This window comes from Montanilutibacter psychrotolerans, from assembly GCF_003719825.1.
Taxonomy (GTDB): Bacteria; Pseudomonadota; Gammaproteobacteria; order Xanthomonadales; family Xanthomonadaceae; genus Montanilutibacter; species Montanilutibacter psychrotolerans.
This window is the reverse complement of record NZ_RIBS01000002.1, coordinates 515,733-536,144: the sequence shown is the minus strand read 5'-3', so window position 1 is coordinate 536,144 and position 20,412 is coordinate 515,733. Positions and strand designations below refer to the sequence as shown.

Annotated in this window: 11 protein-coding genes; 5 read left to right on the top strand and 6 right to left on the bottom strand. The window is 65.2% G+C overall.

Annotated elements, in window-relative coordinates:
* The first annotated feature begins 53 nt into the window (after positions 1 to 53).
* A complete protein-coding gene (locus EER27_RS17275) occupies positions 54 to 218 on the top strand; it encodes a hypothetical protein (RefSeq protein ID WP_223807190.1) in 165 nt (54 codons plus the stop codon).
* Positions 219 to 1,067: 849 nt separating this feature from the next.
* Here EER27_RS17275 and EER27_RS05890 read toward each other — a convergent pair.
* From EER27_RS05890 to EER27_RS05875, 5 genes are all read right to left on the bottom strand, one after another.
* Positions 1,068 to 2,357, bottom strand: coding sequence for an RHS repeat-associated core domain-containing protein (locus EER27_RS05890; protein WP_123087284.1), 1,290 nt, complete (start codon positions 2,355 to 2,357; stop codon positions 1,068 to 1,070).
* A gap of 131 nt (positions 2,358 to 2,488) precedes the next feature.
* Positions 2,489 to 2,977, bottom strand: coding sequence for a hypothetical protein (locus EER27_RS16875; protein ID WP_148040950.1), 489 nt, complete (start codon positions 2,975 to 2,977; stop codon positions 2,489 to 2,491).
* 2 nt (positions 2,978 to 2,979) lie between these two features.
* Positions 2,980 to 10,203 (bottom strand): FG-GAP-like repeat-containing protein, encoded by a 7,224-nt coding sequence (locus EER27_RS05885; protein WP_148040949.1) that lies wholly within the window; start codon positions 10,201 to 10,203, stop codon positions 2,980 to 2,982.
* Positions 10,204 to 10,582: 379 nt separating this feature from the next.
* Positions 10,583 to 12,004 (bottom strand): nicotinate phosphoribosyltransferase, encoded by a 1,422-nt coding sequence (locus tag EER27_RS05880; protein ID WP_123087078.1) that lies wholly within the window; start codon positions 12,002 to 12,004, stop codon positions 10,583 to 10,585.
* A 104-nt stretch (positions 12,005 to 12,108) separates the two neighbouring features.
* Positions 12,109 to 13,164, bottom strand: coding sequence for a bifunctional nicotinamide-nucleotide adenylyltransferase/Nudix hydroxylase (locus EER27_RS05875; RefSeq protein WP_123087077.1), 1,056 nt, complete (start codon positions 13,162 to 13,164; stop codon positions 12,109 to 12,111).
* A gap of 188 nt (positions 13,165 to 13,352) precedes the next feature.
* Between EER27_RS05875 and EER27_RS05870 the strand changes: the two genes are divergently transcribed.
* From EER27_RS05870 to EER27_RS05855, 4 genes are all read left to right on the top strand, one after another.
* Positions 13,353 to 15,251, top strand: coding sequence for an ABC transporter ATP-binding protein (locus EER27_RS05870; RefSeq protein WP_123087076.1), 1,899 nt, complete (start codon positions 13,353 to 13,355; stop codon positions 15,249 to 15,251).
* A 175-nt stretch (positions 15,252 to 15,426) separates the two neighbouring features.
* Positions 15,427 to 16,614 carry a PQQ-dependent sugar dehydrogenase gene (locus EER27_RS05865; protein ID WP_123087075.1) on the top strand — a complete coding sequence of 396 codons (1,188 nt, stop codon included), beginning with the start codon at positions 15,427 to 15,429 and terminating at the stop codon, positions 16,612 to 16,614.
* A 122-nt stretch (positions 16,615 to 16,736) separates the two neighbouring features.
* Positions 16,737 to 18,425 carry an ABC1 kinase family protein gene (locus EER27_RS05860; RefSeq protein WP_123087074.1) on the top strand — a complete coding sequence of 563 codons (1,689 nt, stop codon included), beginning with the start codon at positions 16,737 to 16,739 and terminating at the stop codon, positions 18,423 to 18,425.
* A gap of 125 nt (positions 18,426 to 18,550) precedes the next feature.
* Complete coding sequence (locus EER27_RS05855) at positions 18,551 to 19,360, top strand: ferredoxin--NADP reductase (protein ID WP_123087073.1); 810 nt, start codon at positions 18,551 to 18,553, stop codon at positions 19,358 to 19,360.
* Positions 19,361 to 19,424: 64 nt separating this feature from the next.
* Here EER27_RS05855 and EER27_RS05850 read toward each other — a convergent pair whose 3' ends face one another.
* Complete coding sequence (locus tag EER27_RS05850) at positions 19,425 to 20,363, bottom strand: LytTR family DNA-binding domain-containing protein (RefSeq protein WP_123087072.1); 939 nt, start codon at positions 20,361 to 20,363, stop codon at positions 19,425 to 19,427.
* Positions 20,364 to 20,412: the final 49 nt, after the last annotated feature.

Below are 20,412 nucleotides of genomic sequence, written 5' to 3'. Positions count from 1 at the left end.
TTCCGAAGTCATCGCCAGAGAATCCCCAGACCCGCGTCTCAACGCCAAAGAAAATGAACCTGGAACCATTTCCGTCCACCATCGGAGCGGGTTCCGAAGTCATCGCCAGAGAATCCCCAGACCCGCGTATCAACGCCAAAGAAAATGAACCTGGAACCATTTCCGTCCAGCTTTCGATCTCCGACGACGACAGGTCGAACTGCCGGCTTCAATGCTGACGGCTACTCGCCTGTCTTCGTTCCGTCTTGATATTGAACCGAGCACCCTAGCTGACGGCACTCCTCCAACCGGGAGATCATGGCAACCTTACGTCGCACTTCGACAAGCTCTGTGAATGTACCCGCCTGGCTATATACCCCAGAGCCAACACCATGATCCGAATGGTCATTATTTAACCTTGCGACTACGCGGTAGAAGCCCCTCTCCTTGGGAAGTTTGCCCGCGTCAGCGCCGAGTACGAGGAAGGAGGACGAGTAGTCTTCATGTTCCGCCGCGTCTTCGTTGACAAACAACAATTTCACACCCATGCCTGGGTAAAACAGAACTGTGCTCACATACATTCCGTCTGCAGGAGTGCCTACGGACACCAACCTGTACGGTGAAATTTGGCAAGGCCGATCCTGGCCGTTGTGCTCGCTAGCGCATTGAGGCCTCGACCCTGCGACACGATCTGTCGCACTAGAGTTTTCGGCTCCACACGCAGCCAGCATGAGGACCAGGAAGGCCAATAAGGGAAAGATCTTCTTCATGGCGGCCCTTCGCCCAGCGTCCGGACGCTTCCATCCCCTTCCGGGGCGCCCGTACGTGTCATATCGGACCGCGGTGGCATGGCTGACGCCGTCAATGACAAGAGAATGAGTCCGATCCCCCGGCCCACACCTCAATGCCACAAGCCAAATATCCACCCTAGACTGACAAAGGCAATTATTCCGATTGACACTGTATACAGCTCAAATTTCGCCCAAACTGATGCGGCGCGCTTAGCTTGACGCCATATTAGGACCGCAACCGTAAGAACGATCACTGAAACAGGGATAGCAGCTAACGTGATATTCATTCACCCTCTCCTAAGGCTGCTCGGTTACATCAATTGCCTGATAAGGAAAGACACCGCCCACGCGCCCACCCGCGATCACACTACCTATACGGGATACAACTGACCCCGGCTTCCATCGCAAGGGAATTACGCCCTCGTCAACCAACGCACCTTGCGTAGTCATCAGCCCTGTCGCTCGATAACCGGTTCCCACGCCTAGAACCGTAGCACTAGCACTAAACTCGACTCCCACCCATCCCCGCGGGCCACCTGCTGCGCCCTCGGGTACTCCGCCCCAGTCGGTTTGCATTTCCAACTGTAGACCAGTCGCAACTCCCGCGCCCCCGACTGCATCGAACGCAGGCTTTCCGCCCTCGAATCCAACCCTTATGCATCCCGCTGCTTTCACTCCTCCGCAAAATCTAACGCTCGCATCCCGGAAGTCCGAGAGTTCGGGAGAAGTAACCGTTTCCGCAATACGCTTGAGTTCAGCTAGTGCGCGATCGGCCCCTGTCCATGTGCCCCCTTCGGGGTGGGTCTCATCATTGAACGCTCGCGAAAACGCCGCCGTAACCGCACCACTGGCGAACTTCCCTCCGCTGAGGAGCGAGGCAGTACCCCCTAGGATTATCGCCGCCGCGATACGCGCCGGTGCGTAGGAAGGAGCGTTGTTGCCAATGTTGTTGATCATCGGCGAGAACGCCTGCGCCACGCCGGCACTCGCGAAGCCGTGTCCGAACTTGCCGCCCTGCATTGTTGACATCACGCCGCCGGCAACGCCGTGCGACAGCGTTTTGGCGCCGTATCCGCCCCAGGTCAGGCCGGAACCGAATGCGCCGCTTCCCGATGGGGCGTTGGCCCACCTCGCTGAGTCGAAGTAACTGCCGATCCCGGCGAACAGTCCCGCCGATATCGCACCGGTGATCGCACCCTGCATGCTCCCTGTGCTTACCCAGCCGGCCACCATTCCGGTGAGCATCGAATACCACAACTGCGCGGAACCGGGGTAGATCGCCGTCATCACGATCGCCACCGCGGCACCGGCCCACTGGCGCTCCTCGATACCGATCATTCCCGTGGGGTCGGTGTAGCGCAGCGGGTTGTTGAATACGTAGGTGTACGCGTTCCAGCTTTGCGCGCTGTTTGGCGCCTGGATCACCGGGTCGGGCTGCAGGAAGCGGCCCAGGTCCGGGTCGTAGATGCGACCGTTCATGTGGATCACGCCCAGCCCGTCGATGTTCTCGTGGCCGGTAAACCTGCGCGTCGTCAGGCGCCGTCTGCTTCGCTTCAGCCACTGGGGCGACGGCGGAGGCAGTGCCATGCAGAGCGCAGACTTGCATATCACGCGGACGGCTTAATTGCCTCCGCCCCCATTGATTCCGATTGGAACGGCAGCCCGACGCCACTGTGCTTCGAGGTTACTGCAACGAAATCACTCAGGCCAGCTCGACCCTAGGAACACTCGTAGATCGCGTTCGAAGGAGACGACCAAATTCGCCTCTCCATCTGCATCTCATGATAGACGGCTACGAGGTAGTAACACTTGGGAAGCGGCGCAAGATACTTAGCGACTTCATCGCGCGAGAACCGGGCGAGAAGTGCGCGGCGCGGCGCCACCACAGCTCTTTGCGGCCTTGGGCCAGGGGGACCGGGAAATACCGTACCCATAGCCTCACCAAGTAAGCCGCTGGATGGGTCGTAGAGATAAAGACTGAGACCGCTGAAATCTGCTCCTCCAAGCTTCAGCGGGGTCAGATTCAACGTCTGGCTGGAAACGTTCGCGATCTCCACGACATATGACGAGCCATCGCGCTTGAGGCTTGCCTTTAAAGGCGGCGCTTCTAGGCTGCCAGCGGACAGTGCGAACGCCATCCCAGCCAAGAAGACGGGGGCCGCCTTCTGCGTGGACAACGAGATTGCCAAGTGTTTCAGCGATTTCATGATTAGCATCCTGGGGCGGCTGCACAATTGTACTGACCGGCAAGCGCCCTTGCCTGATTGGCTTCCGAAAGGCCACCAAAGCCTACCTGACTGTCGTTGCCCCTCATTTCGAGAGAGAAGCGCTTCGACATTCCGTCAAAGAAGGGATTACTGGGCGTCAGCATTTTCCCGTAGGCCTCCGCCTCCATCATGTACTGCGGCTGCGTATTCATTGAATAGCGAAAATTAGACTGCGCATACACCTCGAAGCGCGCGAGATGCACATACTCATGATACAGAGCCGATCCGAAGTCATAGTAATTGAGATCAAATGCACTCGGATAGATCTCGATCGTTCCGTTCGAAAACGTGCTAGCCCTGGGCTTTGATCCATCGATACCCACAGGCTGAACGGGGTTGTAGATGACGCGCCCCGGATCACCAAGCTTTCCGCGCGCCACCATTACTCGGGCAAACGCCTCGCGACCGCCCGGAACCTTGTCCGCCCATCGCGAAACAGCGTTTGGATCCCTGAACTCAACCATGAAAGCGTCTTGGCTTGCCCTGGATGGCGGCCGACCCGACAAAACCACCTGGATCGCTCCACTGATCGCCCCATTCGCAAATTTCCCACCCGTCAGCTCTGACAGCGTGCCGCCGAGGAGCGCTCCGACGGTGATGCGGGCGAAGTCGTTGGGGATGTCGCGCACGCCCGGCATCACCGCTGCGGTCAGGCCGGCGGCGACGAAGGCGTGGCCGAAACTGCCGCCCTGGACGTATTCGAGCACACCACCGGTCATCGCCATGGCACCCACGCGGACCGCACTGCCGTAGTGCGCAACGCCCATTCCGATGCCGGCGGTAAGGCCCGCGGTAAATGCGCCACGGATGCCTCCGTCCCAGCTGCCGGTGGCGATCGAGCCACTGACGAACCCGCCGGCCGCAGCCGCCGCGATCGCCGCACCGCCTTGCAGGTCCCAGGTGAAGTAGGTGTACACGATCGCGAACGCGGTGGCCGCCCATTGCCGTTCCTCGATACCGATCATTCCCGTGGGGTCGGTGTAGCGAAGCGGGTTGTTGAATACGTAGGTGTACGCGTTCCAGCTTTGCGCGCTGTTTGGCGCCTGGATCACCGGGTCGGGCTGCAGGAAGCGGCCCAGGTCCGGGTCGTAGATGCGGCCGTTCATGTGGATTACGCCCAGCCCGTCGATGTGCTCGTGGCCGGTGAAACCGCGCGTCGTCAGGCTCGGTGCGGTTGTGGTCTTGAGCACCGGGTTGGCGGTGTCGCGGCGCTCACCGAACGGTCGGTAATCCAGCTTGTCGGTAACGACGCCTTTGGCGTCGGTGATCCGCGCAAGGCTGCCCAGATGGTCGTGGAACAGGTAGCTCCTGGTGACCGCCGCGCCGACGACCTTCTGCAGCATGACCCCGGCCACGGTGCGTTTGATCGTGGTGACGCCGCCGACGACCTCGATCTCGACATTGCCCAGGTACAGCGTGCGCTTGCTGCCGGCGGCGTCCTCGCGCTTGTAGCGGGCGCCGTCACTGCCGTACCAGAAGCGTGCACGCAGACCGTTGCCCAGTGCGATCTCGTGCGCGAGGTTGTCGATCGAATAGCGGATGGTGCGGTCGGCCGACGTGCCGCTGCTGTCACGCAGCGTCTGGTTGCCGCGTGTGTCGTAGTAGTACGAGGAGACGACGCCTGCGCTGGTGCCGATCTCGCTGACCCGATGCGCGCCCACCGGCCCGGCGCCGCCGCTGCCCACCAATGTGCCGGTGCCACAACCGGCCATGCCTTCGTAGCCGTAACTGTAGCCTTGCCGCTTGCACACGTTTCCGAGGGCGTCATAGCTGTGTGTCAGGGATGTCACGTTGACCGGCACACCGGCCTGCATCGCGAACTTGGCACCGGTGACCCGGTTGAGGTTGTCGTAGACAAACGTCTCGAGGTAGTGCCGATCCTTCTGCTGCGTGTGCAGATTGCCGGCGACGTCCCAGCCGTAGCCCTCCTGCAGCACGTTGCAGCTGAAGGAGACGCCCGCGCAGACCGCTTCTACCCGACCGTTGTCGGTGCGATAGCTGCGGGTGACTTCCATCGCCCCACTGTTGCCGCGACGCTCTCGGACTACGTGCCCCCACGCGTCGGTTTCCAGCGTGCTCAGGTAGGTGGTGTCGTCGGACGGGCAGCTGGTGTCCGTGTCAGTTGCCGAACTTTCGCACACCGACACTGCCTGGCCACGGCTGTTGAAGGCGGTCTTCGCCCAGCGTCCGGACGCGTCCATCCCCTTCCATGGACGTCCGTACGTGTCATACCGAACGGCGGTGACATAGGTGACACCGTCAATGGAGGTTGTTGTGCCCAAACCGCGGCCGAAGGCGTCGTACTGGTAGCTGCGTGCGAACTCCAATGCCGTGGCAGCCTGCCCCGCCCAGGCGGTGTACGTACCCGCCACCTCCTCGCGAGCCAACTGTCCGACACCGTTGGCGGCAGTGTCGAACTCGAACGTCGATGTCGATTCGACGGAACCGGCGGCGCTTCTAACGGTGAGGCGCCATGTCCTCCCGCGCCCGTCGATCTCGCTCTCGATCCGATTGCCTTCGCCGTCCCGTTGCGCGGTCAATTCGCCCAGCGCGTTGTACTCGAAGTACAGCGCGCCAGCATCCGGGTCGTCCTGGACGGTCTTGCGGCCCAACTCGTCGTAGCCGAAACGGTTACGAATCGGGCCGCGCCCAGCATCGCGATTCACCTCAAAGAGTGTGCCGTCGGCGTTGTACTTGTAACCGGTCACCAGCCCATCGGCATCGATGGTCTGGGACAGCTCGCCCTTTGCGTTGCGGATCTCGGTGGTGGTCTTTCCGCGCGGGTCCGTTCCGATGGTCAGGTTGGCGCGGTATTCGGTGGACACCGTACTGCTGTCCGGCGCAGTGATCTTCGTGGGCCGGCCCAACAGGTCATAAGCGGTGACCGTCCACCGGCGGCCGGCCTGGCAAACATCGGCGGCGACGGTCGGGCCATTCGAGCCACCCGTTCCCGCCAGGAAGAACGGATTGGATACGCGCACCGGATTGCCGGCGGCGTTGTAGTCGGTGCACACGCCACTGACATCCTTGTCGGCGACGTTGACGTTGAACGTACCGCCGGCCTTCATGATCGGGCGGCCGAGCACGTCGAACCACGTCCACGTGGTGGCGGAAACGTCTCCTCTGACCTGCTGTCGGAACCTGGCACCAGCCGGGCACGACACCTGTCCCACGCCCGTGCCGCACCAGCGGTACGTCGTCCACGCCTCGACGCCGGCCACGGGATCGCCGACGGCGAACCCGCTTCGCACCTGCGCCCACGCGTAGTAAGGCCGACCGAACGTTCCAGCAACCGCCCTCGTGCTGACACCGTTGAGATTGACGGTTTCGGTCACGTCGCCGAACACGTTGCGCGACACCACCGTTTGCGTCGCCTGTTCGCTAGCCCCGGCGCCGTTCCAGAAGGGCTCATAGGTCGTGACCGGATAGCGCCCTCTGGTGTCGTACTTGATGCGGCTGTAGCGCCGGATGTGGGTTGGCGTGGCCGGATGGAAGTCCACTGCGCCCGCGCAGGCGCTGGCGGTTGCCGGATGGGCGCAGGTGCTGGACCGGACGCGGTTGCCGTACTCGTCCAGCGTGTAGACCTTGAGCAGGTTCTGGCGGGCGTCGCTTCCGTCCCCTGCGAAGCTGCGCTCCTGCGTCAGCTGGCCGGTCATCGTCGGGCCAACGTCGTAGGCAAACTGGCTCTTGCGCACGACATCCGGCAACCCCGGACGCCGATGGGTAACCGTGGCGGCGGTCAATCGGCCCAGGCGCCAGTAGGTCACGTTGTCGGCGCTGTAGGTGTTTGCGGTGATGACCGTCGACATAGGTGTCGAACCCGCGCCGGCAATGGTGTCCGCGCTGGTGAGGGTGACGTTGCCGTGCGACGCGTAGTCGAAGGTGGTCACCAGTCGGCTTGTCTGCGTCCCACTGGTGGGATCACGCAATGATTCTTCGCTGCCACTGGTACGCACCTGCACCGGCGCCTGTATCGCGGCGCTGTACGCGGCGAACCCCGCACCAATGTTGGTGTCCGCCTCCCAGCTTTGCAGACTGTCGGAGAACCAGCTTCCGGGAAGCGCAGGGAACCCCTGCCCCGGCGTGGCAAAGCATGCGTTTCCGACCGCCTGCGCGGGATTCAGGCAGGTGGGCACGGCGTAGCTGCCGCCGACAACCGCACGCTTGGTGGTACGCGACGGCATGCCGGTATAGGGGAAATTCTGGTTGTAGCTGGTAGTGGTGGTGACGTAGCCACCCGACTGGTTGACGTCGATGGTGGCGATCTCGCGGAAGCCGAGGAAGCCGCGACCACCGGCCTGGACCTTTGCGCCAGCGTAACGGTAGTGGACAGTCGCCTTGGCGTTCGCGTTGCCGGCCTGTGGCGAGCTGCTGGACACCGAGGCGACCGCGTAGGTGGGCGCCAACAGATCCATCACCGGCGCGCCACGCCCCCAGTTGAGCGAGTTGCGACTGTTCACGCCTCGACGGTAGAGCGCGCCGTTGGTCAGCGGCGCGTAGTGGACTTCCGTGCGCGCCCCGAAGCCGTTGGTGAAGCGTGCGATCACATCTCGCGGGCGATGGCGGGTGGTAGAGCGCGCCACATAGAAGTGCGGGTCGTCGTCGCTCCACCGGATACGGAAGTAGTCCAGGACGCCGTCTGCATCGAGGTCTGCGAAGAAGCTCGAATAGCGGTTGAAACACGGGTCATCGCCACAGTCCGTGGTGGCGCCGCCGCCCGCAACCGGCACCTCGGCCTCCAAGCCGCCGGCACGCGTGGCGTAGCGAACCACGTACATGTCCTGAGTGACGCGTGGATAGATGATGTCCGCGCGGCCATCGCCATTGAGGTCGGCGACCCGGATGAACTCCTTCTTCGAGGGAATGCCCACCGCGATGGGGGCCGCGTAGCCCGCGCCGGTGTTGAGGTGCACCGTCGAGTTCTGGCTGGGATGCGCAACCTGCAGCAGGTCGGTCAGGCCATCACCGTTGAAGTCCGCGAAGTGCTCGTTGACTTCACGGTTGTGGAATATCTGCGACGCCAGCAGCGAGTTCCAGCTCCGGTAGGTGGACAGTTTGATGACGCCGATATGGCCCGGCGCAATCGAATCGACGGTGAGCGAAAGCAGGAAGCCTGCCGCGAATCCGTACCGGCACGTGCGACCCAGCGGAGTTGCGCTGACCAGATTCGGATCGCCGCCATCGCCCTTGTCCGTGTCGCAAGGGCCCGGCACCGTGTAAGACCACGACGTGATGTGATTGGCCGTGAGATCGGAGCGCGAGTCGCCGTTGAAGTCCTGCAGCTGAAAACTGCCAATGTTCTGGTTCAGTTGGGTGTAGTTGCTGGACGCGCAGTCCTCGCCAGGGCTTCCAACGCACGGGTCGCCCGCCGGCTTGGGCGGCAACACGATGCTGCGCTCCGCGCCCCACGCGAAAACTCCGGTCCTGCGCTCCATCAGGCGTGCCACCAGGCTGCCGTTCGTTCGGCTGTAGACGATGTCCAACAGCCCATCGCCACTTAGGTCCGCCAGCTGCGGGTGTTCCAGGCGGACGGTGGGCGATGTCGAACGGCTCACCGGGATGGGAATCCCGGCCAGCAGGTTGGTACCCATGTCGATGGCGGTTCCAGACTCGCCCAGCGACGGGTAGATCGCCCAGGTGTCGTTCGCGCCACCGCCGGCCATGAACAGGTCGTCGCGACCGTCGCCGTTGTAGTCGAACAGCTGCCAGCTGGCATCACCCAGGACGCTGATCTCAGTGGGTGCGCAGAGCTGCTGATCGGTGACAGGACGGAACGTCGGCTTGCCGTACGAATCGAGCTCGCCGATCGCCACCACGATGTACTCGGTGGTGCAGGCTTCGCTGGTGTCGGCGTTCTTCAGCCACACCATGTCGGGACGGCCGTCGCCGTTGATGTCGCCGAGCTTGTAGCCGTTGAACTTCTGCATGCTGCCGAACAGACCGGGATTCCACGTCCCCTCGCCAACGAACGCGTTGCTCGGCGCACTCCAGTCGAACGTGGTGGGCGCCATGCACACTGCAGCGCTACCGTCGCGGCACTCTTGCAGGCTGGTCAGCAGGCTGGCATTGCTGCCCGAAGAGCTGGTGCCATAGGCCAGCTTGTAGAAGCGCGCCGGTTTGCCATCGCCGAACGAGGCAATGCTGTCGAGGCGTTGGCTTTGTGCCAGTTCGCCTCCGGCCTGGTAGCCGCGCTGCCATTGCGCACCCGGGCGTGCGGAATAGTTGAAGACGATTTCGGCGTACGGCGCTTTCGCGGTGCCTACCTGGCCCGGCAGCACTACCTTGCCGGTGTATCGAACCTTGCTGATCAGGTGCTCGCCCAGCCTCGCACCGGCCGGGTTCTTCAGGTAGTGGTAGTCAATGTAGTTGCCGGTCGAATCCTGGAAGCGGGTCTGCGCCCACAGCAACGCCGACGCCGTCTTGCCGGGCGCCGTGCTGTTGAAGTAGCCGTTGTAGCCCAGCGCCTGGGTGTTGTTGCTGACGCGATCGCCGTACCACGACGTCGAGCCGTCCTTGCGCTCGACGGTGAAGAACGCCGGACCGTTGGTGGCGGAGGCGGTCGGGGTGTACGCGCACACCCGGGAGAACGTCTCGATCTCGGTGCGCAGCTGTTGCACTTGCATGCCAGCCACGTTGGCACAGGCCGGGCCATCGGCTACGACGAGCAGGCGCTGGCCATCGAGGCAATAGCGATCGCTGGCGGTGAAGTTGACTGGCCGCGGGTCACCGTCGGTGACCACCCCACCGACGATGAAATCGCCCGCCTCGCGCGTGGCACGGCACCGACTGACCGATGACAACCCGCCGATCGACCAGCCTTTGCCGAGCGGTCCGTTGCTGGCCTGGCTGGAGTAGTTCAACGACAGTTTCGGCGAAACGCCTGCCGTACCCGGCACGGCATAGAGGGCGACCGAGTAGGTCGCCGATCCGGATTCGTCCACGCGGAACTCGGCGGCCGTCGCTGCGACGACGTCGGAAGCGGTGTCCGGAACCACCACAGTGGCGTCCATCGCTCCGACATCGGCGATCGCATCGGCCACCACGAACCCGATGGGAGCCAGCAGGATGCCGACGACGAGAGTGAAAAGTCCGGCCGCGAGAACCGGGTGACGCGACTCGCTAGCGACGCCATTGCGTGGCGTCGAGACGTGCTGTTTGTTAGTCACTCATTGCCCCCTGCGCCGATGCAGCGCACGGGAATCCCGCGACACGATCACCAGCATCCTTGCTGTCCAGGTTTGCGGCGGATCGATACGGAATTGGCGATCCATCGCCATTTCCGGAAGCTACCGAGTCGCCGTTGTGTTTCTTCTGGACCTTATAGAAGGCCGGGCAAGGCTCAGGAAATCGGGAAATGCCGCGATCAACGCTAGGGAAACGCCTTACGCCCGTTGGCAACCCGTTCCGGGCGTCGCTTCCACCGCGCCCTCAAGCGGGGCCGCTGGGTGCACATCGTGCGCTCGGTGCGCCGCCCCACCCGGCGCACGTCACCTCACCCCTGAGGAGAGCGCACACAGCGCGCGCCCTCCTCCGCGGGCCCGTCCGCTACAACCGCACTGCCGCTGCGCGGGCGCGTACTTCGGCGAAGCTCCAATCCTGGAGCAGCTGGCCGTCTTCCCATACCGTTACCAGCGCATCGCTCCAGCCTTCGTCCAGGTGCGACGGGTCGGGTGTTACCACACCGTTGTCGAGCATCGTGGTCTGGTACTGGCCTTCGGCATTGCCCAGCAGCGTCAGGCGGCCGCGCTTGCTGCTCTTTCCCTTGTCGGTGACCGGATCCTTGTAGACATCGATCCAGCGGCCGTCGACGCGCGCGGCCGAACACTTGAGCGCGAACTTCTGGGTGTCGCGATCGAGCTTCTGCAGCAGCGCGCCGCCCATGCCGAACGCGAGGTTGTCGGTGGCGTAACCGGCGCTGGTGATGCGTTCCAGGATCGCGCGCAGGCTGTCGGGGTTGATGCCGTCGCCCTGGATCACGCGCACGTGCCGGAGCACCTTGAAGCCGCGACTGTTGACGTCGTGGCCGAAGGCCTCGTCCAGCAGCACCAGGCACTGGTGCACCACCTCCACCGGATCGCCCGAGTCGGGTCGCACCACCAGCGTCGCGCCCGAGGCGATCACCTCCTCGCGCAGGGTCTTGCCCCAGTGCTCGCGGATGGCGTGGTAGATGTCGTAGCTGTCCGACACCACCGCCACGATCGATCCGGGCCGGCCGAACTGCTGCAGCATGTTGCGGTAGGCATCGACCTCGCGCTCACGGCCCCAGCTGGTGATGGTGCTGTGCTCGGCGGCCGGGATCGAGAACGCCGCCATCGGTTCGCCATAGAACGCCCGCGCCGCGAGCAATCCGGCGACCGTGTCGGTGCCCATGAAGTTGACCAGGTGGGCCATGCCGCCCAGCGCGGCCGATTCGCCGCTGGACACGCCGCGCGCACCGAAATCGTGCAGCTTGAAGGGAAGCTGGCCTTCGGGGTCGTCGCTGGTGCGTTCCAGGAACTGCGCGATGGTCTGCCGCGCGTGCCAGCTGATCGTGGCCACCGTCACCGGGTACCACAACCGCAGCAGCAGGGTTTCAAGATACGAAGGCAACCAATAGGCGTTCGGATCGGTGGATTCGATGGTGACCAGCGCCTGGTGGGTGGGCACCACGCTGCCTTCGGAGACGGCGCGGATGCGCAACGGCAGCCGGCCGCCGTGTGTGTCGACGATGGTGCGCCAGCCGCTTTCGTTGAATGGTTCGCCGTGCGCGGCAAACAGGTCGCGTGCTTCGTCGACGTCGGCGTGGGTGACCGGTTTGGCCAGGCACTGCTTGAGGATGGCCTGCAGTCCGAAGAACACGGTGCGATCGTGCAGGCCCCCGCGCGATTCGACGTAGAAGAACGTCGCGTCCGTTCCGGGCGGGTACTGCAGCCAGTGGCTGGCCTTGTAGCTGTCGGTGTTGAGCAGCAGGTTGTCGAGGTAGTTCATGACGGAAGCTCCTTCTCGTCGGTGGTGCCAGCGGTCTGTCCGCGGGCAGGTCTGTCGTACATTGCGTGGTGCTTGCGCGCTCTGCCGGAGCAGAACGTCACGCCTCAGCCGCGGCCGAGGAAGAACTCGAGGATGTGCAGGTGGTCCTCGTAGAGTTGCGCGCCCATCTCCAGCGCCTCGCTGACCGGGACCCAGCGTGCCTTGTCGGCATCGTCGCCGCCGCGCACCGCGGGCAGGTCGCCGGCCGGAAACGCGAAGTGCCAAGCGTGCGTAATGGTGCGTCCGCGCTGGCTGCGATCGGGGTGGTCGAACACGTGCTGGTTGCTGATCGAACCCTTCAGCACGGGCACCGGCAACTTGAGGCGGGTTTCTTCGCGCAACTCGCGCAGGCAGGCGTCGAGCAGACTCTCGCCGGCACCGACAAAGCCACCGGGCAACGCCCACAGGCCCTTGCCGGGTTCGGCGCGGCGCCGCACCAGCAGCACGTGCCCCGAATGCACCACCACCGCGTCGGTGGTGACGAACGTGGGTGGGTACGGCGCGCCCGCCCAGGCGGCCTTGTAGGTCTCGATGAACTGGTACTCGGCCACCAGCTGCGCAAACGCCGGCGAGTTCCGGCGGAAGGCGTCGAGCATGTCGAACACGGGGCCCGGCACGTTGGCACGGATCAACATCAGCCCACCGTGGCTGTCCAGGCGGTTGGCCTCGTACAGGTAACGGCGCAGCTCGGTGGCCGACAGCGTCTGCGTGTGCTGCACGTCGACCAGCGGCCACTGCGGGAACTCACGCAGGTAGTAGCTCGACGCGTCCTTGTCCTGGCCGATCAGGCCGATGCGCGGGTGCTCGCCGCCGCCGTCGGCGCGAACCGCATCGGCCACGGCGCGCTGCACGCCGGCGATCCATTGGCTTTCGTTGTAGAGGTGATCGCGCAATGGCCGCACCACCAGGCGCTCGGCGCTGTCGGCCAGCGCGGCCTGGATCATCACCGCGCGCTCGGCGACGGTGAAGGGGTTCTTGATGGTGCGTGGGGTGTCGGCAGAACCGACCAGGAAGATGAGCTTGCGCGCCTTGCCCAGTGCATGACGGGCGACGGCGGCGTGGCCGTTGTGAAACGGCTCGAAACGGCCAATGAAGACCAGGTAGTCGTAGTCCATGAGCATCCCTCACGGTTGAGTCGCCGCGGGTCTGTCCCTTGGCGTGAGACAGATGCTACGCCGGGTTTTCGGATGTGGGAAGAGGTCGCCGAGAAAGTTCGCGCGGGTGTCGGCGGTGCGTTCCGCGCAAGCGTCTGCGATCTGCGTCATCCATCGATTGCGCAGCTGCCATCGCACACGGGCACAATCTGCGCATGCCCAAGCACAACGATGCCGTCGATCCCGCCCGCGGCCCTTCCCCGCAGCGTCCGGGCATCGCCAAGCCGAACCTGCGACAGCGCGTCAACGCGCTGCGCAATCTGCCGCCGTTCCTCAAGCAGATCTGGTCCACCAGCCCGGCATTGACGCTGACCACGCTGGGACTGCGCATCGTGCGAGCACTGCTGCCGGTGGCCACGCTGTACGTGGGCAAGCTCATCATCGACGAGGCGGTGCGACTGGTGGCCGCCGGCACCAGTTTCGAATCGCTGCCGCAGGCGCTTTCGACCGGGCAACTGCAGCCGTTGTTGTGGCTGCTGGCCATCGAGTTTGCGTTGGCGATCGGTTCGGACCTGCTCGGTCGCGTGATCAGCTACGGCGATTCACTGCTGTCGGAATTGTTCACCAACGTCACCAGCGTGCGGCTGATGGAGCACGCCGCCACGCTCGATCTGGAGGACTTCGAAGACCCCGACCTGCAGGACAAGCTGGACCGCGCGCGCCGCCAGACCATGGGCCGCATGAACCTGCTGAGCCAGTTGTTCGGCCAGGTGCAGGACGCCATCACAGTGGTCAGCTTTGCGATCGGCCTGCTGGTCTATGCACCGTGGCTGATCCTGCTGCTGGCCATCGCGCTGATACCGGCCTTCATTGGCGAGTCGCACTTCAATGCGGTGGGTTATTCGCTGAATTTCCAGTGGACACCGGAGCGTCGTCAGCTCGAGTACGTGCGGCAGATGGGCGCAAGCGTGGAAACGGCCAAGGAGGTGAAGATCTTCAACCTCCACAGGTTCCTGATCGCCAAGTACCGCGAGCTTGCCGACAAGTTCTTCCGGGCCAATCGCTCGCTGGCGCGGCGGCGCGCGCTGTGGGGCTCGCTGCTGGCGGCGCTGGGCACGCTGGGCTACTACGTGGCCTACGGCTACATCGCCTGGCGCACGGTGAAGGGCGATTTCAGCATCGGCGACCTGACCTTCCTGGCCGGCAGCTTCCGGCGCCTGCGGCAGTTGATGGAAGGACTGCTGGTGGGCTTCTCGCAGATCGCCGGGCAAGCGCTGTACCTGGATGACCTGTTCTCGTTCTTCGAGATCGTTCCCGAAATCGCGTCCAAGCCCGATGCCGTGCCGGTGCCCAAGCCCATCGTCCACGGATTCGTGTTCGAGAACGTCGGCTTCCGCTACCCCGACGCCGAACGGTGGGCGCTGCGCGGGCTGAATTTCGAGTTGCGCGCGGGCGAGGTGCTGGCCCTGGTCGGCGAGAACGGCGCGGGCAAGACCACCCTGGTGAAACTGCTGGCGCGGCTGTACGACCCCGACGAGGGCCGCATCCTGCTCGACGGCCTCGACCTGCGCGACTACGACCTGGAGCAGCTGCGCTCCAACATCGGCGTGATCTTCCAGGACTTCGTGCGCTACCACCTCACCGCCGGCGAGAACATCGGCGTGGGCCAGATCGATGCGATGCGCGATGGCCCGCGCATCCGCGAGGCCGCGCGCCGCGCCATGGCCGATGGACTGATCGAAGGGCTGCCCGACGGCTACGACCAGTTGATCGGCCGGCGCTTCAAGACCGGCGTCGATCTGTCGGGCGGCCAGTGGCAGAAGATCGCCATCGCGCGTGCGTACATGCGCGATGCGCAGGTGATGATTCTCGACGAACCCACTGCCGCGCTCGATGCGCGCGCGGAGTTCGAGGTGTTCCAGCGGTTCAAGGAACTGTCCAGCGACAAGACCGCGGTGCTGATCTCGCATCGCTTCAGTTCGGTGCGCATGGCTGATCGGATCCTGGTGTTGGCCAACGGCGGGTTGGAAGCCAGCGGCACGCATGACGAACTGCTCGCCCAGGGCGGACGTTACGCGGAGCTGTTCGAGCTGCAGGCAGCGGGATATCGATAAGGGCGTGACGCGTTCAAGCGGACGCGAGGCTCGGGTGCAGCACACCGTGGCTTGCTGGTTGAGCGGGTTGGCAGCAAGCTGGCGACGGCCGTCCTGCATCGCTGCCGGCACGCAGCGACGTGAGCGTCGCACCGCCAGATGTCCAATGGCCCTGCCCCATCGCCCGGAGTCCGTCATGCGTCACACGATTCACGCCACGGTGCTTTGCCTTGCGTTGGTGTCGTCACTGTCGGCCTGCGAGGCTCGCCAGGATCCGATCGAAGCCGCCCGGCCGCGACCGGCGCCCACGACGGCGACGGTGCAGCAGTTGGCCAGCGACGGCGGCACGCTGTCGGTCACCCGGATCGCGCAGGGACTGGAGCACCCCTGGGCCGTCGCCCTGCTTCCCGATGGCGGATTCCTGGTCACCGAGCGGCCCGGCCGCATGCGACGCGTTGGCGCCGATGGCGCGATCGACGTACCGCTGGAGGGCGTGCCCCTGGTGTGGGCGCACGGCCAGGGCGGACTGATGGACGTGGTGCTGGCGCCGGACTTCGCCGTCAGCAACCGCATCTGGTTCAGCTATTCCGAGCCTGGCCCGGACGGCACCGCCGGCACCACGGTGGCCACCGCCACGCTGGGCGAAACCGCACTCGACGATGTTCACGTGGTCTACCGGCAACCCAAGGTGGAGGGTCCCAATCATTTCGGCTCGCGCATCGCGTTCGACAACGAAGGGCACGTCTTCATTAGCCAAGGTGAGCGCAACGACCGGCCCACGGCGCAGCGGCTCGACAAGCTGCAAGGCAAGCTGGTGCGCCTCAACCTCGACGGCAGCGTGCCGGCCGACAACCCCTTCGTCGGCCGGCCCGATGCCCGTCCGGAAATCTGGAGCTACGGCCACCGGAACTCGCAGTCGCTGGCCTTCGACCCGCGCACGGGCAACCTGTGGGAGGCCGAGCACGGCCCACGCGGCGGCGACGAGATCAACCTGCCGCTGCCCGGTCGCAACTACGGTTGGCCGATCACCACCCATGGCATCAACTACAGCGGGCTGGACATCCCTGAAGCCGTCGGCGAAACCGCGCCGGGCATCGTGGCGCCACACCACGTGTGGGAGGTGTCGCCGGCGTTGTCGGGCATGGCGTTCTACACCGGCCATGGCGGGTCGGCGTGGAAGGACAGCGTGCTGCTGGGCGCGCTGTCGGGCGGCGTGCTGATCCGCCTGGAACTCGACGGCGACCGTATCGCCGGTGAAGAGCGCCTGCTGGGCGAGATGGGCAAACGCATCCGCGACGTACGCGTCGGCGCCGATGGCGCCGTGTACGTGCTGACCGACGAAATCGATGGCGAGCTGTTGAAGCTGATTCCGCCCAGGCGCTGAGACCTGCCGCGCGCAACGCGCACGGCCCGGGTGTACCGACCCGTCGTCGCGGCGGCACGCCGCACACGAACATGAAGCCGTGTTGACGCGGTGACAGCTAGGCTGCGGGCACCTGGAGCCGGATGCCCGCGATGACCGAGCCGGACAACAGCCTTGCCCGCACCGCGCGCATCGTGCGCTTCCTGTTCAAGTACCGGAACGCCGGCGTCTTCAGCGGCCTCAACCTCGACATCGCCACGCTCGATGCCGCCGAGGCGACCCCGACCGAGGGCCGGCCGGAGGAGTTCGTCGCCGACCTGGAAGCGCTCGGGCCCACCTTCGTCAAGATCGGCCAAGCCCTCTCGACCCGCGCCGACATGGTGCCGCCGGCCTACCTGGCAGCGCTCGAGCGCATGCAGGACAACGTGGTGCCGTTCCCGCTGGTCGACGTGCGCCGCGTCATCGAGGACGAGCTGGGCGTGCGCGTCAGCAAGGCCTTCGAACACTTCGACGACGTCCCCATCGGCAGCGCATCGCTGGCCCAGGTGCACCGCGCGACGCTGCGCAGCGGCCGGGTGGTGGCGGTCAAGGTGCAGCGCCCGCATGCGCTGGAGAACATCCGCGCCGATCTGGATGTCCTGGGCGCGGTTGCGGTGCGCTTCGACCAGGCCACCGATCTGGGCCGGCGCCTGCACTTCGGCGACTGGGTGCACGAGTTCCGCAAGACGCTGCTGGCCGAGCTCGATTACCGGATCGAGGCGGAGAACCTGGAACGCTTCGCCGAGCACTTCGCCCACTACCCGGAACTGCTGGTACCGGCCCCGGTGTGGGACCTGACCCGCATGCGCGTGCTGACCATGGACCTGATCGAAGGCACCAAGGTCACCGCCATCGGCGGCCTGCGCCGCACCGAGCAATCGATGCAGCACCTCGCACGGGCGCTGATGTGCGGCTACCTCGACCAGGCGTTCGTGCACGGCGAGATCCATGCCGATCCGCACCCGGGCAACCTGCTGGTCACCACCGATGGCCGGTTGGCCATCTTCGACCTGGGCATGGTCGCCCACGTGCCGCCGCGACGCCGTGACCGGCTGTTGAAGCTGCTGTACGCGGCCGTCGACGGGCGCGGCGAGGAAGTGGCCAACGAGTCGATTGCCATCAGCACCCGGCTGGAGGTCTACAACGAGGAGCGCTACCTGCGCGAAGTGGGCCAGCTGGTGTCGCGCTACGCCGCGCATGCCGGTTCGCAGTCGCTGTCGGAGGGCCGTCTGGTGATGGATCTGACGCGGCTCGGTGCGGCGTGTGGGCTGCGTATGCCGCCCGAGCTGAGCCTGCTGGGCAAGACCATGCTGAACCTGGAAAGCGTGTGCCGCGCGCTGGACCCGGCGCTGGACGTCAAACAGGTCATCGACGATCACCTGGAGCACGTGATGCGCGCGCGCCTGAAACAGGCGTTCTCGGCCAGCGGCCTGGCCGGCGAGGTCATCGAGCTGCAAGGCCTGGCGCGGGATGCGCCGCGCAAGCTGGCCGACCTGCTGTCGCTGCTGGCCGACAACAAGCTGCAGCTGAAGGTCACCGGTCTCCAGGAATCCCGGCTGATGGAGAACCTGCAGAAGATCGCCAACCGGATCAGCGCCGGCGTGATCGTTGCCGCGTTGATCCTGGCGTCGGCGCTGCTGATGCGGGTGGAAACCGGCGCGCGGCTGTTCGGCTATCCGGTGCTGGCGCTGGTGTTGTTCCTGGTGGCGTCCGCGCTCGGGCTGGGGATCGTGATCAGCGCGTTGCTCCACGACCGACGCGCCAAACCCAGCGAACAGCGCGGGCCGCGTTGAGCGCGCCGTGGTGCTTGCGGGTCGGGGTGGGCCGCTAGGCCGCGTCGGGCGCCGGTCCGGTCCGGTCCGCCGCATCCGCCGGCGCTCGGCTAAAATGCCGGCCCCCACGCAAGCCCCGGCCCCACATGTCCTCCGCCTTCGGCACCGAAACCGTGCTGGACGTCCGTCACTGGACCGACGACTACTTCAGCTTCACCACCACTCGCGACGACGGCTTCCGTTTCGAGAACGGCCAGTTCGTGATGATCGGCCTGGAAGTGGAACAGCCCGACGGCAGCCGCAAGCCGCTGATGCGCGCGTACTCGATCGCCAGTGCCAACTGGGAAGAGCAACTGGAGTTCTTCAGCATCAAGGTCGACAACGGCCCGCTGACCTCGCGCCTGCAGCACATCCGTCCCGGCGACAAGGTGCTGGTGGGTCGCAAGCCCACCGGAACCCTGCTGATCCACGACTTGCATCCGGGCCGGAACCTGTACCTGCTGGGCACCGGAACGGGCTTTGCGCCGTGGTTGTCGGTGATCAAGGACCCGGCAACCTACGAGCGCTTCGATAAGGTCATCGTGACCCACGGTGTGCGCCACCCCACCGACCTGGCCTACCGCGACTACCTCGTCAACGAACTGCCGCGCCACGAATTCCTGGGCGAGCAGATTGCCGCGAAGCTGCGCTACTACCCCGCGGTCACGCGCGAGGCCTTCACGTTCGATGGCCACGACCACCGTGGCCGGATGACCGACCTGATGGCCACCGGGCGGATGATGGAACAGCTCGGCCTGGACGCCCTCGATCCCGAGCACGATCGCGCGATGATCTGCGGCAGCCCGCAGATGCTGGCCGATTTCCGCACCCTGCTCGACGGTCGCGGTTTCGTCGCCGCGCCGCGCATCGGCACGCCGGGGCATTACGTCTACGAGCGCGCGTTCGTCGAGAAGTGAGCCGACCGGCGAGGCGGCCAGACGTTGGCGCGCCCGGCCGCTGCCGGCGCGCAAGGTCGAATCGTCAGTCCGGCCGGAGTGCGGCGCGGTAGCGGCGACTGCACGGGACGGCACTGCCGTCGCGCATCACCACCCGGGCGTCGCCCGTCTCCAGCGGCTCGATCTGGGCGATGCAGTCGAGGTTGACGATGTAGCTGCGGTGCACGCGCACGAAACGGGTCGGGTCCAGTTGGACCTCGATGGCGGCCATCGTGGTGCGCAGCGGGTACTCGCGCTCGCGCACGTGCAGGTTCACGTAGTTGGCCGAGGCCTGCAGCCACTCGACGTCGCTGGCGGCGATCAGGAACTCCTTGCCCAGCTTGCGCACCAGGAAGCGCTCCGGACGGTCCACCGGCTCCAGCGGCGGCGCGTCGTCGGGGGCCTGAAGCAGGCTGGCTTCACCCTGCATTCGCCGCAACAACAAGCGATAGCCCTCGATCAGCAGCACGACTGACGCGTAGGAACGGATGTCCTTGAGGTACTCGTAGCCAAACTCCCACAGCCAGGGGCTGAAGTCGTAGTGCTCGCCCTGCAGCGCGTAGACCAGTTTGCGCAACGCGACCATGCCGCCGACGTGCAGCATCGACCACACCAGGCTGGCAAGCAGGTGTCGCGGCAGCGACCGGCGCCAGGTATCCAGGTGCAGCGGCACGCGCCGGGTGAACCACACCACCGCGGGAACCAGCGCCAAGGCGACAAGACTGCTGCTGGATTCCCACACCACCGGTTTCCATTGCGCGAAACCCAGCTCGGCCCGGCTCATGTCCATCAGCACCACGATGCTGTTGGCGACGGCACCGATGGCGTAGTTGGCCACCCAGAAGCCGATCTCCACGCTACGTCGCCACGGCAGGTAGCGATCCCACGCCGAGGGCAAACGGCCTGCGGATGTGGCGGTAGTCGGCGTCGCACGGCCCGGGGCGACGGTCGCGGCGGGGTCCGCGGGTGTGGGAGTCGGAGGCATCGACGCATTGTCACCCAGGCCGGCACAGGGGTGGATCCGGTTCGTCCCG

Excerpts from the sequence above, each read along its gene's own strand:
- EER27_RS17275 (WP_223807190.1), top strand. The coding sequence starts at position 54 with ATGAACCTGGAACCATTTCCGTCCACCATCGGAGCGGGTTCCGAAGTC.
- EER27_RS05890 (WP_123087284.1), bottom strand. The coding sequence starts at position 2,357 with ATGGCACTGCCTCCGCCGTCGCCCCAGTGGCTGAAGCGAAGCAGACGG.
- EER27_RS16875 (WP_148040950.1), bottom strand. The coding sequence starts at position 2,977 with ATGAAATCGCTGAAACACTTGGCAATCTCGTTGTCCACGCAGAAGGCG.
- EER27_RS05880 (WP_123087078.1), bottom strand. The coding sequence starts at position 12,004 with ATGAACTACCTCGACAACCTGCTGCTCAACACCGACAGCTACAAGGCC.
- EER27_RS05875 (WP_123087077.1), bottom strand. The coding sequence starts at position 13,164 with ATGCTCATGGACTACGACTACCTGGTCTTCATTGGCCGTTTCGAGCCG.
- EER27_RS05870 (WP_123087076.1), top strand. The coding sequence starts at position 13,353 with ATGCCCAAGCACAACGATGCCGTCGATCCCGCCCGCGGCCCTTCCCCG.
- EER27_RS05865 (WP_123087075.1), top strand. The coding sequence starts at position 15,427 with ATGCGTCACACGATTCACGCCACGGTGCTTTGCCTTGCGTTGGTGTCG.
- EER27_RS05860 (WP_123087074.1), top strand. The coding sequence starts at position 16,737 with ATGCCCGCGATGACCGAGCCGGACAACAGCCTTGCCCGCACCGCGCGC.
- EER27_RS05855 (WP_123087073.1), top strand. The coding sequence starts at position 18,551 with ATGTCCTCCGCCTTCGGCACCGAAACCGTGCTGGACGTCCGTCACTGG.
- EER27_RS05850 (WP_123087072.1), bottom strand. The coding sequence starts at position 20,363 with ATGCCTCCGACTCCCACACCCGCGGACCCCGCCGCGACCGTCGCCCCG.